General features: G+C 53.0%; 13 protein-coding genes. 9 read left to right on the top strand and 4 right to left on the bottom strand.

Translation table 11 applies throughout. From position 1 onward, the window contains the following. On the bottom strand, window positions 1–1,152 hold a 1,152-nt coding region (locus GHO41_RS18000; RefSeq protein WP_153434274.1), incomplete at its 3' end, for an FAD-dependent oxidoreductase. A gap of 302 nt (window positions 1,153–1,454) precedes the next feature. On the opposite strand from GHO41_RS18000, the gene GHO41_RS17995 reads away from it, so the two are divergent. From GHO41_RS17995 to GHO41_RS17985, 3 genes are all read left to right on the top strand, one after another. After that, window positions 1,455–1,769 carry a type II toxin-antitoxin system RelE/ParE family toxin gene (locus GHO41_RS17995; RefSeq protein ID WP_048368676.1) on the top strand — a complete coding sequence of 105 codons (315 nt, stop codon included), beginning with the start codon at window positions 1,455–1,457 and terminating at the stop codon, window positions 1,767–1,769. Between the two features lie 2 nt (window positions 1,770–1,771). Beyond that, entirely contained in the window at window positions 1,772–2,059 is a 288-nt protein-coding gene (gene nadS / locus GHO41_RS17990; protein WP_046031301.1) for a NadS family protein, read from the top strand. Window positions 2,060–2,279: 220 nt separating this feature from the next. Beyond that, window positions 2,280–3,008 (top strand): bifunctional 2-polyprenyl-6-hydroxyphenol methylase/3-demethylubiquinol 3-O-methyltransferase UbiG, encoded by a 729-nt coding sequence (locus GHO41_RS17985; protein ID WP_206541191.1) that lies wholly within the window; start codon window positions 2,280–2,282, stop codon window positions 3,006–3,008. Between the two features lie 348 nt (window positions 3,009–3,356). Here GHO41_RS17985 and GHO41_RS17980 read toward each other — a convergent pair whose 3' ends face one another. Beyond that, the gene (locus GHO41_RS17980; RefSeq protein ID WP_053225205.1) at window positions 3,357–4,328 is read right to left on the bottom strand and encodes an AraC family transcriptional regulator; all 972 of its coding nucleotides are present in this window, start codon (window positions 4,326–4,328) and stop codon (window positions 3,357–3,359) included. Between the two features lie 448 nt (window positions 4,329–4,776). Between GHO41_RS17980 and GHO41_RS17975 the strand changes: the two genes are divergently transcribed. Continuing rightward, the gene (locus GHO41_RS17975) at window positions 4,777–5,619 is read left to right on the top strand and encodes a P-loop NTPase (RefSeq protein ID WP_153428549.1); all 843 of its coding nucleotides are present in this window, start codon (window positions 4,777–4,779) and stop codon (window positions 5,617–5,619) included. A 301-nt stretch (window positions 5,620–5,920) separates the two neighbouring features. Beyond that, complete coding sequence (locus tag GHO41_RS17970; protein WP_153434273.1) at window positions 5,921–7,174, top strand: MFS transporter; 1,254 nt, start codon at window positions 5,921–5,923, stop codon at window positions 7,172–7,174. Between the two features lie 59 nt (window positions 7,175–7,233). Here the strand turns inward: GHO41_RS17970 and GHO41_RS17965 are convergent, their stop codons facing one another. Then, a complete protein-coding gene (locus GHO41_RS17965) occupies window positions 7,234–7,779 on the bottom strand; it encodes an SgcJ/EcaC family oxidoreductase (RefSeq protein WP_153434272.1) in 546 nt (181 codons plus the stop codon). 174 nt (window positions 7,780–7,953) lie between these two features. On the opposite strand from GHO41_RS17965, the gene GHO41_RS17960 reads away from it, so the two are divergent. From GHO41_RS17960 to GHO41_RS17945, 4 genes are read left to right on the top strand one after another with little or no spacing between them, the layout of a single operon-like run. After that, window positions 7,954–9,138 (top strand): sensor histidine kinase, encoded by a 1,185-nt coding sequence (locus GHO41_RS17960; RefSeq protein WP_153434271.1) that lies wholly within the window; start codon window positions 7,954–7,956, stop codon window positions 9,136–9,138. Further along, a complete protein-coding gene (locus tag GHO41_RS17955; RefSeq protein WP_153392003.1) occupies window positions 9,135–9,788 on the top strand; it encodes a response regulator transcription factor in 654 nt (217 codons plus the stop codon). Before GHO41_RS17960 ends, GHO41_RS17955 begins: the two co-directional genes overlap by 4 nt. Next, entirely contained in the window at window positions 9,785–12,121 is a 2,337-nt protein-coding gene (locus GHO41_RS17950; RefSeq protein ID WP_153434270.1) for an ATP-binding protein, read from the top strand. The genes GHO41_RS17955 and GHO41_RS17950 overlap by 4 nt, the downstream gene beginning before the upstream one ends. After that, window positions 12,118–12,621 carry a response regulator gene (locus tag GHO41_RS17945; protein WP_371928969.1) on the top strand — a complete coding sequence of 168 codons (504 nt, stop codon included), beginning with the start codon at window positions 12,118–12,120 and terminating at the stop codon, window positions 12,619–12,621. Before GHO41_RS17950 ends, GHO41_RS17945 begins: the two co-directional genes overlap by 4 nt. A gap of 65 nt (window positions 12,622–12,686) precedes the next feature. Here GHO41_RS17945 and GHO41_RS17940 read toward each other — a convergent pair whose 3' ends face one another. Continuing rightward, window positions 12,687–13,796 (bottom strand): fimbrial protein, encoded by a 1,110-nt coding sequence (locus GHO41_RS17940; protein WP_371928968.1) that lies wholly within the window; start codon window positions 13,794–13,796, stop codon window positions 12,687–12,689.

The following is a 13,796-nucleotide window of genomic DNA, read 5'->3' as shown; positions in this document are numbered from 1 at the left end:
GAACTGCGCCGCGCCAGCGCCTGCCCAAAAGCCGGACGACAACGCCCACGCCGCGTTATGACTGCCACCCCCGGTGAACGCCCCGCAGATCAGCTCGCGAGTCGCCGCATCACCGGCCGCGTACAAGCCCGGCACACTGGTCGCACACTGTTCATCGACAATGCGCAGGCCACCGGTGCCACGCACCGTGCCCTCCAGGCGCAAGGTCACCGGGAACAACTGCTGAAAAGGATCAATGCCGAGACGATCGAAAGACAGAAAAAAGTTCGGCTGCGCCAGGCGCATCTGCGCCTGAACCGTGGCATCGGCCTTGTCCAGCCGCGCATACACCGTCTCGGTTTGCAGCGCCTTGGCAATCACGCCACGGCCCTGAGCCGAACCTGCGCCTTCCATCACGCGACCGTCAGCATGATAAAAAACCGCCCACTTATAGAGCGCTGATTTGGTCACCGACGAAAAAGCCGGGCACAAGCCATACGCATTGGAAAACTCCATACCGGAAAAATCGGCGCCGACTTCGGCCGCCATCAAATGCCCGTCACCCGTCAATACATTGCAACCCAGCGCCCGACTTAGAAACGCGCAGCCACCCGTCGCGATGACCACGGCAGCGGCTTCGACCTTCCATTCATGATTTTTCTGCCGCGAGAAACCGGACGCACCGCTGACGCGCCCTTCACTGTCTGTGAGCAGTTGCAGCGCCGGGCTGTGATCGAGAATCCGCACACCGGCCTGCTTCACCCGCTTGCGCATCAAACGCATGTATTCCGGGCCCTGCAAAGAAATACGCTGCTGCTGGCCGTCGCTGTCGAGCGGGAACGGATAACCCCAGTCAGCGAGGGTTTGCATGTTGCTCCAGGTTTGTTCAAGGACGCGGTCCATCCAGTGGTTTTCCGCCAGAAAACCACCACGCGCATAGCGGCTGGCTTTGGCGTCTTCACGCTTTTGCGCGTCAGGTTCGACGTACCAGACGGCCGTGCCCGAAGGCGCCGTAGCCCCGGACGCCCCGCAGTAGCCTTTGTCCGCCAGCACCACACGTGCGCCCTGGGCCGCCGCACTGATCGCCGCCCAAGTGCCCGCGGGTCCACCCCCGATCACCAACACATCGGCGCGCCACTCACGCCCGCCCACGCGCTCCTCCAGACCTGACATAGTGAATTCCTTGTTGAAACAGAAGAATTTTAGGTATGACGGGCCCGACTTCAGTCAGGTGGTTGATGGCATTGCTGATTATAAAAATAAAAGGAAAAAGTCTAAAAACGAAAGACCTGCTTGTTATTTGGTTATAACGAGTTTAGGGGGGCTGGATGAGTCTGTGGCAAGTGACAGGTTTGCAGCTGGTTTGGGCTTAAGAGCATGAAATGACATTTAAATGCAGTAACAACTGATCAGATGTTAAGGAGTACGGCCCAGCTTAGAATTGCCCAACAGTAAGCCACTGGCGTACATTAGCAATGATCTTCATTGAAACCCCGATTTTTACCCGCAGAGCTAAAGAGTTAATGAATGAGGATGCTTATATCGCTTTGCAAAGGGTGCTCGTACTGAATCCTTCTGCAGGTGACGTAATGGAAGACACGGGTGGTATCAGAAAAATCCGGATCGCGGCCAAAGGCCATGGAAAACGGGGCGGTGCACGCGTGATTTACTATCACTTCGTCTCGGCCTCGCAAATCGCACTACTGATGATCTACCCGAAAAATGAACAACAAGATCTGACAGCCGATGAGCGCAGAGCACTCAAAGCCGTCATTGAACACTGGAGATAACCATGAGCAAATTTTTTGATGAGCTAATGGAGAGCGTGCAGCAAATGGACGAAATTGTCCGAGGCGAACGTCGTCCGTCCCGTGAGTTTCACGTTGACGCACTGCAAGTAAAAGAGATCCGTAAAGCAACAGGTCTGACGCAAGCCAAATTTGCAGCGCTGATTGACGTTCAACTCGGCACCTTACGTAACTGGGAACAAGGCCGTAGAGAGCCCACCGGCCCCGCCAAAGCCCTGTTAAAAGCCATCCATAATGACCCGGTGCACGTACTCAATGCGCTGGCTGGCTGATCAACACAACCTCTGACGACCTTCCCCAGTGCTGCGCCAACAGCAGCACAGCAGAAGCGCTGCTTGCAGCCAGACACCTTCAGAGAAGGTAATGCCCGACAAGCCTGGTAAACATTAATGGCGTGTTTTTTGCTGGACGTTTGCTCAACTTCAACCCTTCAGGCGCCCCCTCCACAGGAGTTTGTAGATGAGTGACACGACCTCACCCCGGCCTCAGAACGTGTACGACGATCCGGTATTTTTTGAAGGCTACAAGAACCTGCGCCAGAAGGATTCGGGGCTGAACGGTGTGCTTGAGATACCGGCATTTCATGCGCTGTTACCCAAATTGCAGGGGCTTAAGGTGCTGGATTTGGGTGCGGGGTTTGGTGACTTCGCACGCTATGCCCGCAGCCAAGGCGCCCAGGCGGTCACTGCTGTCGATATTTCACAAAAGATGTTGTCTGAGGCCCGGCACCTCACCCATGACGACAAGATTGTGTATGTCCATCACCCGATTGAAAGTTTCACACCCCAGGCTCAAGCTTTTGATCTGGTGGTGTCATCGCTGGCGCTGCACTACGTCGATGATTATGCAGCGGTGGTCAAACGCGTGTACGCAAGCCTTGTCCCCGGTGGCCAATTCGTTTTTTCAGTCGAACACCCGCTGTGTACGGCGCAGCCCAGCGGCTGGGTCCTCAGCTCTGAGGGCGAACGCCTGCATTGGCCACTGGACAATTACCACTATGAAACAGAACGCCAAAGCCGTTGGTTTGTAGAGAACGTGACCAAGTTTCACCGAACTCTGCAAACTTACGTCAACACACTGATAGCCGCGGGTTTTCGCCTGGATCATCTGGGCGAACCCACGCCTTTGCCGCATGCACTAAAAGAGCGCTCATCATTAACAGATGCACTTAGACGCCCGCCTTTTTTATTATTGGCAGTGAGCAAGCCCGACGTAAGTTGAATGAACACCGATATAATTCGTCTGCCTTTTCGCCATGCTTCTATGAAAAAATCGAGACATTAAAAGGCTATGGATGGCCTCCCATTTCGCGTTTCTGATTGTCACCGACACGTCTGGAACACCCCTGCCAAAGCCATAACGCAAAACATTTTTTTGAAAAATATATCGATTACTAACTGTCATCCACGCTTAGAGCGATGATCATTTCAAAGCTGCTAAATAGCTGACAGGAAAAGCAAAATCACGCACACCCATAAATCGCCAAAAACAAAATATGTATTTTTTATGACAATAAATAAATAGAAATAAAAGCTAAAAACTAAATTCCTGGGTATCACCACTAAAGATTCAAGACAAATCCCTGTAGTTCTGAGGCGTCATCCCAAACCACCTCAAAGAGGCTTTATAGAAACTACTCTGATCACTAAAGCCCAATGTAGCAGAAATATACTTAATACTGTATACCGAGTGCCGCAAGTAATCATGCGCCAAGGCTTGCCTGACATCGTTGTACACCATGGAAAAGCTGAGCCCCTCATTCCTTAAAGAGTACTGCAGGGTTCTTTTGCTAACTTTGAGTGCGTCCGCAATTGAATCCAATGTCGGGGTAACCCCCAGCGCTAAACTTTGTGCAACGGCTCTTCTTATCTTCGACGATGCGAAACCGGTGGGCGATGATTCCAGTTGAACTCTAAGAAAATCAGCGTGTAGACGGTCTAACTTTGGCGATGCTGTAATCAGCGGGTAATTGCAAATTTCTCTGGGAAAAACCAATACATTATGACCTGCTGAAAACTTTAAATTCCGCCCAAACACCTCTTCCAGCCCCGCTCTTTCGCCGGGAGGGGCATAGACTAATTCAACCCCCAACGGCACCACATAATAATGTGGAACCAGCCACCTGATCAGTGCCAGTAAAATTGAGAAGCCAGCGTCTATAAAGACGCGGGGCACTTTTTTGGTCACTTCAATACTGACAATTTTTACGATATGGTCATGTAATTCCAGCTTTAACAATGAACCACTGCTGATCAAGGGATAGTAATTTACCAGGCGTTCAAGAGCTCCCCCCAATGTCGCACATGACATGACTGCATACCCCAACGCCCCCAGCATGGCGGGGTGCATGTTCCTGTAGGCCCTTAGCCCCAGATCCGGATCGCAAGAAGTTACAGCAAGATTGGCCAACCACTCATACACCGACTGGATTTCAACAAATTCCGTGTCATCGACATAATCATGAAATGTTTCACTGGACTTATAGACAGTCCCCAACGCTCGACAGAGCAAGTAAACATATGATTTTCGAATTCTATACATTCATTCATCCACGGAACAAACAAGAGCACGAACGAGTGCCTTCTAATTTCAGACATAAAATAACGTGCACAACAGACCCTATAGAATTAATCCTGCCACAGGACTGAGTCAATGCTGTTGCGCTTCAGGACATACTATTAGCCTCAGGGGACACTTATGATTAAACCATGCGCATGGGAGAATGAAATCACACAGCAAGTCTCTAAAAAACCCAAGAAGTATCAACCCCATGGACAATCATAGAAAAAAACGCGGATGGTGGTGGGCTTATAAAAAAATACGCTCATTGCACTGTTCCCGAAGTACCGCCGCATTAAGAGCCACGCGCTTTTTGCTCACGGGGGACACGGGTGCTTTCAGAGACAAACATAGCCACTACAAAATAAGAATAAAATTATAACCAGGCAAGTTTACACTTGCGCAACCCGCTAAGGACGGCGTTATCTTCATGAAAAAAAAGCATTCGGTTCAGGTCCTTGCCATTACCGGCGGCAAAGGAGGCACCGGCAAAAGCACACTGGCCATCAATCTATCCATTGCCCTGGCCACCTTAGGGCAGAGGGTCGTATTGCTGGACGGCAATCTGGAACTGCCTTGCATCGATACACTGCTGAATATCAGGCCGCCAAGAACACTCTCAAACTTGATTGAAGGCAACTGTACATTAACCGAACTACTGCACACTGGCCCCCGAGGCATCAACTTGATACTCGGCACCCCCTACTCAAAAACGATGCACGGTCTTCTAACCGCTCATCACGTCGGGATTATAAATTCGTTCAACGAGATCCAGACTGAAGTGGATGTTCTGGTTGTAGACACTGCCTCCGGGGCCAATGATTCTGTCCTGAACTTCACACGTGCCGCTCACGAAGTATTGGTGGTCATCTGTAATGAGCCCGCCTCGATCCTGAATGCACACGCGCTTATCTATACGCTAAATAACCAATACAAAATCAGAAAATTCAGAGTTATCAGTAATAGAACGTATAGCCCTGTGGAAGGCCGCGATGCATTTAGCAAACTGCTTGCCCTCACCTCCTGCAACGTTGACTTGTCACTTATGTATGTTGGCAATTTACCCGAAGATCTCGCCGTACGGTACGCGACCCACAAACGACGAGCCGTCTATGAAATTTCACCCCGTTCGAAATTTTCTCGAGAGCTCGAAGCGATTGCAAAAAAAATCAGCAGATGGCCACTCCATACAACGCCGAGAGGGCACATCGAGTTTTTCATGGACAGCTTGATCATGGCGCCACCGGGTCATGGCACAAAGACACCCGGATAATAGCTCTCATTCCCTAATGTGCAAACTGCATTTACTGTTCATGTTCAGAAAAATGACAGTCAAAAAGATTTCGTCAAGCGATTGACGCATCAACCCTGAGAGATTTGTCACACTTGCAAACATCCGTCGCTCTGTAAGCCACTGTTCTACCTCGCGAAAGCAACCGGGTCATCGCATTAATTACACTGATGATCACTATCGAAACGACCGCCTGCCCGCTTGCCGAAATGGCTTCTTATAATCGCCTCCCAATTCCCCTCCTCGCCTCCTTCAGGCGATATCCCTCCTGGAACCCCACTCCATGCCAAGCGCAAGCCAGGCCTCCAGCGGCCTACCCGAACATAATCAGCAAAGCGTCAAACAGCAGTGGATGGCGATTCTGTCGGTTTCCGTAGGCGCCTTTGCCTTAGTGACCAGCGAATTTCTCCCGGTGGGCGTGCTCAACGACGTCGCCACCGACCTTGGCATCAGCGCAGGCCACGCAGGGCTGATGGTAACCTTGCCCGGCATCATGGCGGCGCTCGCCGCCCCTTTACTGTCTGTCGGTATCGGCGCCATGGACCGCCGCTATCTGTTAATCGGCTTGACCCTGTTGATGATCGTCGCCAACTCGGTAGTAGCCGTCGCCAGCGACTTTAATGTGCTGCTGTTAGGCCGTGCATTGCTGGGTATCAGCATCGGCGGCTTCTGGGCGACCGCAATCGGCCTCAGCGGCAGGCTGGCCCCCAAAGGCGTGAGCGTCGCCCAGGCAACCTCAATCATCATGTTCGGGGTGACGCTGGCCACCGTGCTGGGTGTGCCCGTGGGCACTTGGCTGAGCGGCCTGATGGGTTGGCGCATGACGTTCCTGATCACCGCGCTGCTGGGCTTGCCGGTACTTCTGGCGCAGATTTTTCTGTTGCCGCGTCTCAATCCGGAAAAAGCCATTTTGGTCAGCGACCTGCCTGCCTTGTTTATCAACCCGAAATCCCGGGTTGGCCTGATCGCCGTATTGCTCATCGGCCTGGCCCACTTTGCGGCATACACCTACGTTGCGCCGTTCTTTAAAAACAGCTCGGGCTTCGATGGACCGACCATTGGTTCCCTGTTGCTGCTCTACGGCGCGGCCGGGGTTCTGGGTAACTTTTTTGCAGGCTTCGCGGCCAACCGCAGCGTGCGCTACACCCTGCTACTGGTGGCACTGATGATCGGCGCCAGCACCGCCCTGTTCCCCCTTTTCGCCACCCACATGACCGGCGCCGTCATGCTCATCGCACTCTGGGGCTTTGCCTTCGGCGCCTTCCCGACTTGCGCCAGCATCTGGATGTTCGTCGTCGCCCCCAAAGACGTCGAACGCGGCATGCCGCTGTTCATCGCCTTGTTCCAGGTAATTATCGCCCTGGGCTCATTCTTCGGCGGCCAGATCGTCGACCAAATGGGCAGCGCAATGCTATTCAGCCTCGCCACCGCACTGGTCGGCTGTGGCTTTGTCACCGTGCTGGTGCTGGGGCGCAATGTGAGCAATAACCTGGTGGCAGAGCCGGCAGGTATGCAGGTAGAGGCTGAAAGGGGTTAAGGGCAGCGTGTCGCAAGTGGTTGGCACTGTGAGGTGCCACCCTAGAAAACGGCTTGAGTTTATGGGGCCAGCATTAAGACTCGAGGATCAACTTTTCGCGTGTTGGTCTGCACTTCGGGCATCGCAGAGGAATGGTGATTTATGATTTTCCACTGACTGCCGACTCGTTCGTAGACGAAGGTGTAGCGGGCTTGCACTTGCCGGGTCTTGCCGCCCCCCTCATTCAACGTGAAGGTATAGACACCGCTGTCCATAGACACGTTGCTGCCTAACTGACGAATTTCGCGATAGTTAATTTGCCCAAGGGGCTTGAGCTGCAGAAAGTGATCAAAATAGTCTTTGATCTGAGCTGGGGTGTTACGCACCTTGTTGGAAACGGTTGGCTGCAATACTGCGTTCGGTGCATACAAATCAATCACCGCATTAGCGTTACCGGTTTGCAGGGCTCTGTTCCAACGATCAAACAAATCGGCAATTTCTTGGTCTTTAACATTCTCGGGGGCTTGGGCAATATCACGATAGATATAAGGCGCTGTGTCGTCAGCCTGAACAAAAGGAGCACCCAAAGTGAAGATCATAGTGATGGCTGCTGATTTGAGTTTCATTGCGTTGCTCCAGTGGTATTGGTTGCACTCACTTTGACAAGCTGAACGTCAGTCAACATCGGCCAATCGGAGTCATGTGACTATGCCAAATGGCAGATGGCACCCCTCTGCAATATCAGAGTCTAATAAGTTGTCTAGCATCCATACGCAGGTGCTTATCAACAGAACTGAATTATGCAGAACTCACATCCCGTCTCCGCCAGTGCACTGGCCATACGTGCCCACTATCGCCAGTCCGAGAGTCGCTCAGCCCGCCTGCGGTTGTTGGTGGATACCGGACAAGAGCTAACCCAACTCACCACTGATGCCATGCGTGAACGCGTGCTTACTCGAGCCTGTGCATTTCTTGCCATGGATCATGGCGTACTGCTGGAGTGGGATGCAGAGGGGTGCATCAGAGCTACCGCTCGTTATGGTCATCCAGCGCGATTAGATACGCTCTTGAACGTTGTCGACCGCACTCTACGCGTACCGGTGTGGCAAGAGCTCGCCGAGGACGCACTGTCCGGCGTATTACAAGTGCCGTTAATGCGCGGTGATGGCATCACCTTTGGCGCGCTGATGTTTGCCAGTAACGTTGGTATGAGTGCTCCAGACAATGACGACAGCGAATCTCTGCAACTGCTCGCCACACTGCTAGCTGCGCACCTCGAAAATGATCGACTGCTGACTACACTCATCGCGCGCGATCGAACACTGTCAGATCTCTTGAGCAGATTGCTTCGCGCCCAGGAAGATGAACGTAAACGCGTGGCTTATGATCTGCATGACAGACTGGCGCAAACCCTCACCGGGCTGCATCAGCGGCTGCAAGGTTTTGCCGGACGTTGCCCGATATTACCCGGCACGCTGGATGCGGACTTGCAGGCCATTTTGACGCTTGCTCAGCATTGTGTGGGCGAAGGACGGCAATTGATCGCGGGGTTGCGCCCGACGGTTTTGGACGATTTTGGATTGCACAAAGCTGTAGATAAAGAGGCCGATCGGCTGCGCGAAGTCGGAATTAAAGTCCAGTGGCTTGATTTTTTCGACACCCGGATGTCAAACCAGGTCGAAATCGCTTTATTCCGAATTGCCCAAGAAGCAATAAATAACATTCTTAAACATGCCCATGCCAACCACGTACAACTGGCACTTAGACTGCTGGACGGTCATGTCTGGCTGAACATCGAAGATAACGGCAAAGGCTTCGACCTCGAACAGAAGCTCGATACTCAGGACGCCCTCCATCTGGGGCTGACAACCATGCACGAGCGCGCCAGCTTGTTGGGTGGGCGCCTCACCTGCGTCAGTACCCTCAACAGTGGAACTCAATTGCGCACAACTGTACCTACTCATCCTGATGGAGCGACACAATGAGCCACGTCTTGCGCTTGGTACTGGCGGACGATCACGAAGTAACACGCACCGGTTTCGTCGCCCTGCTGGCAGGCCATCCACAGTTCGAAGTCGTCGGACAAGCGTGTGAGGGTCAGCAGGCGGTAGAGCTGTGTAGGCATTTGCTGCCAGACATCGCGATTCTCGATATTCGAATGCCGGTGCTTAACGGACTAGGGGCAGCGTGCCTGTTGCAACAACAACTACCTGACATCAAGGTGGTGATGTTCACCATGGATGACAGTGTCGAACACTTGGAGGCCGCGATGACTGCCGGCGCTGTTGGCTATCTACTCAAAGATGCAAGCCGGGATGAGGTGATCAATGCCCTACAACGTGTGGCAGCGGGTGAAGAGGTCCTTAACAGTGCTGTCAGCGCTCGCTTACTGAGGCGCATGACCGATCGCAATACCGGCGTCGCCACATCAAAGGAAAACCTGACGCCCAGAGAACGTCAGGTGTTGGCGCTTGTTGCTAACGGGATGAGCAATCGGGCTATTGGCGAAAAGCTGGGGATAACGACAGGGACAGCAAAAACCCATGTTGAGCGGGTGATTGGCAAACTAGACGCGGCTGATCGTACCCAAGCCGCAGTTCGCGGTATTGCTCTGGGCTTGGTCAACCCCCAATGAGGCATCTGTGCTCCCGATGCTGGGGCGATTTACCACTGCGGGGCAAAGCACTGATGGTGATTTCCTTTCCGCTGATAGTGCTGTTGTTGTCGCTGATCCTTATCTATATCACCGAGCTTCAAACTGCGCGGGCCGAAGAGGACGTGCGGCGGGTCTTGCGGGTGCAGGGTGATATCCAGACCGTGCATACCCTCCTCGCAGAAGCTGCTGGCAGCGTGCGCGGGTATTTGCTGACGCGTCGGGAGGACTTTCTGCCTGGGTATTCAACGGCTACACCCTTGGTAGAAGCAGCCCTAAGCCGCCTTGACAGCAACGTACGCGACCCGCGTGTGCGTGCACAACTCACCAGTATCACGGCACTGATCAAAAATAAAATCGACGGCCTGGAGGACATGATCAGGGATCCCTCAGCAAAACCCGAACAGATCAACAGTATCCTTATCAGTAACAAGCACATCCTCGACGAGTTACGACAGCACATCAGTAGCATGCTCAAAATGGAGGACTCGTTGCTGGCCGAGCGCACCATCGCAGCTACCGAGACTCGCCAGCGATTATTGCTTTCAACTTGGTTTGCCGCCATCTGTGGCCTATTTGGTGCCATCGTAGCCGTGTTGTTTTTATCCAAGACTATTGTCGCCCGGGTGCAAGATGTCCAAGCCAATGCGCAACGCCTGGCTCTGGGCAAACCACTCTTGCCCCAGCCACCTGAGAACGATGAGATCGGTCAATTGGGCGCACGCCTGATCGAGGCCGGCCTGCTCTTGAGTGAGCGCGAACGCGCGTTGCGTGAAAATGAAGAACGCTTGCGCCTGATTATTGATTGGGTAAAGGACTATGGGATTTTTGCGCTCGATACAACGGGCCGCGTCACCAGTTGGAATGCAGGTGCTGAGCGCATCAAGGGTTACTCCGAACAACAAATAGTCGGCCAGCATTTTTCGTTGTTCTATCTACCGCAAGAATGCCCGCAGCACCCTGACCTCGCGTTGAGCGAAGCTGTTCTCCACGGCCATTACATGGAGGGGGGTTGGCGCTGTCGCCAAGATGGCACACGTTTCTGGGCCAGCGTAGTGATTACTGCCCAGTACGACAGTAACGGTGAGTTGCGCGGTTTCTCGAAGATCACGCGCGACATCACTGACCGCCGCGCCGCCGAAATTGCATTGCGCACCGCCCGCGAAGAAGCGAAGCGCGCCAGCCGAGCCAAGAGCGAGTTTCTATCGCGCATGAGCCACGAGCTGCGAACTCCGTTGAACTCAATTCTGGGCTTTGCCCAACTGCTCGATATGGACTCACACCCAGGACAAAAAACCCAGATAGAGCACATTCTGCATGCTGGCCAGCATCTGCTGAAGCTGATCAACGAAGTATTGGACATCGCCAAGATTGAAGCAGGACAACTACCGGTCAATATCGAATCAATCCCACTGGCCCTTGCGCTGCACGAGGCCTATTCATTGGTATCCCCATTAGCGGCCAATGCTGGCATTCAACTGACACCATTACCCACGTTGGCGACTGACATCGGGATTGCTGCAGATCGGCAGCGTCTGACTCAAGTGCTGCTGAACCTGCTGTCAAACGCCATCAAATACAACCAGCCTCAAGGACAGGTGAGGATTGACGTCAACGTTAGGCATGAGCGCATTGCAGTGTCGGTATGTGACACCGGCAAAGGCATTGAAGCCGATCGTTTGGGGCTGTTGTTCAAGCCATTCGAGCGACTGGGTACCGATCCTAACGTGGAAGGTAGTGGCCTTGGCCTGGCACTCAGTAAAAACCTGCTGGAAATGATGAAGGGTAACCTCCATGTGAGCAGCCAGCCTGGCGTAGGTTCTCGCTTCACACTGGAGCTGGCGTATGCACACTTGCAGTCGCCACTTGCCGACAGTTGCGCAGCAGCAACCGACACTCATTCGATGATCACTCCTTGCACCACTGCCGCTGTCGCTAAAAGGGGCAAGATGCTATGCATTGAGGACAACCTCGCCAGCCTCGCACTGATAGAAACCCTGCTACATAGAAGGCCTGGAATCAAACTCCTGTCGAGCATGCAAGGGCAACTGGGATTGGATCTGGCCGTACAACACGCACCTCAGCTAATTCTGCTCGATGTTTCACTACCCGACATCGACGGTATCGCCGTCTTGCAACAGTTGCGCAAATCTTTAATCACCTGCGCCACCCCCGTACTGATGATCACTGCCGACACTAGCCTGCCCACACAATTAGTCTTGCGCGATGCAGGTGCCACGGCCGTACTGAGCAAACCTATTCACGTACCTTCGTTTCTCGCCCATCTCGACCAGTATTTTCCGGAGCCATTGTGAACACCGATCTGCGTATTCTGATTCTCGACGACCAACGCCCTAACCTTGATCTGGTAGAGCAATTACTTGCCCGCGAAGGCCTGACCAATGTCCTTAGCAGCACGCAGCCTTTGCGCACGCTAGATTTGTTCAATAGCTTTGAACCTGACCTGGTGATCCTGGATTTGCACATGCCGCAATTCGATGGGTTTGCGGTGTTTGAGCAACTCAACCGGCGTATTCCAAACGGTGAGTATTTACCAGTCCTGGTACTGACCGCAGACGCTACCCGCGATACCCGCCTGCGCGCATTGGCTCTGGGTGCCAAAGACTTTATTAGTAAACCACTGGATGGGCTGGAAACGATGCTACGGGTATGGAATTTGCTGGAAACACGCATGCTTTATAAGGCACTGCGCAAGTTAGTGCCCGCAGACCAGACAGACTTGTTGCAACGGCGCAATTTGACAACTAACACCCCCCGCTGGCCTAAAAAGCCAGCGTACTCAGCCTCGCTCTGATGCTGGGAAGTGTATGGCTCTAAACGGGGTTGAATAGCCACTCAACATTCCCTGATAGCGTCTGCTCACGGAAAACTGAATGTAAATTCAGCGGCACCATTAGCCTCTCCTGCCTTTAATTCAGAATCCTCTCCTGTGCGTATGTAGCTGGCAGTGAGTGGCAGATTCGCCACATCGCCTAACCGTTGCATAACATAAGGTGTAGAGTCGAACTGAATACGTTGGTCGGTCAGTGTATTGGTCATTATTATCCCAAAGCCTTGCGCGCTGCTGGGCGACGACTTTATACCCAGTACACCCGCACCATCCCCTGTGCCAAATTTGTCTTTGAACGTGATGATAGGCTTGGCATTGGCGGCACATTGGCTCAGTTGAATACTGAATACTTTAGGAAGAGAGGTCGAACCCACATTAGGGAATCCCTCAATAGATAATCGTCCAAGCGACACAGGGATGGTTTTGTATGTTTCGACCAAACAGCTATTAGGTACTTCAATTGATCCCCCGCCGCCCATAGTGATAATGGCTGGCCCCATCAATAGATACGATGCCCGGCAAATACCTCGCGGTATATTACTGGTCGGAATTGTAATTGCACTTCCGAGCGTGGCTTCGCCTTTCACCAGATCAACAGCATACAGGCTGAGTTGAGAACTCCCTGCCACCCGCTCAACCTTAAGTTTACCGCTGGGTAACCGATCAGCTGGAACCGTTAAAATCAACTGTTGGATGTAGTTGGTGACCAAGGTCGACCCAGAACTTTGACCCACGCTTGTATCATATTGCACCTGCTCTTTTTCAAGCGCCACCGGGGAGGAAGTCTGCAAGATAGACCTGTCAGTTCCATCTGAAGACTTCACCACTATTTTGAACCCGATACCGTCCACATTCGTCGGCGCAATACCGTCTGCCAAAGGCGTCCCTGGCCCCCAATAACCAGCGGATACCAACTCATGCTGAACGCTGCCGGAAGAGCCTCCGTAGGCGTAGTTAAAGTTTAGTCCCACCGGACGCTGCCACAACACGGTCCCGACGGCGGTTGCACTGGTTAAAGGATTGACTTGCGTCCAGCTCTGTCCAGCACGGTTACTAAAGGTACAGTTTGTCGCTGGGCTATTAACCACTGCCGCACTCAGACCTGTGCTAATTACTGCACTTAACAGCCAGAGAGTCAC

Origin of the sequence: Pseudomonas sp. FSL R10-0399 (assembly GCF_009600165.1) — a bacterium.
In the GTDB taxonomy this organism is placed as follows: domain Bacteria; phylum Pseudomonadota; class Gammaproteobacteria; order Pseudomonadales; family Pseudomonadaceae; genus Aquipseudomonas; species Aquipseudomonas helleri.
This window is presented reverse-complemented; position numbering and strand designations above follow the sequence as displayed.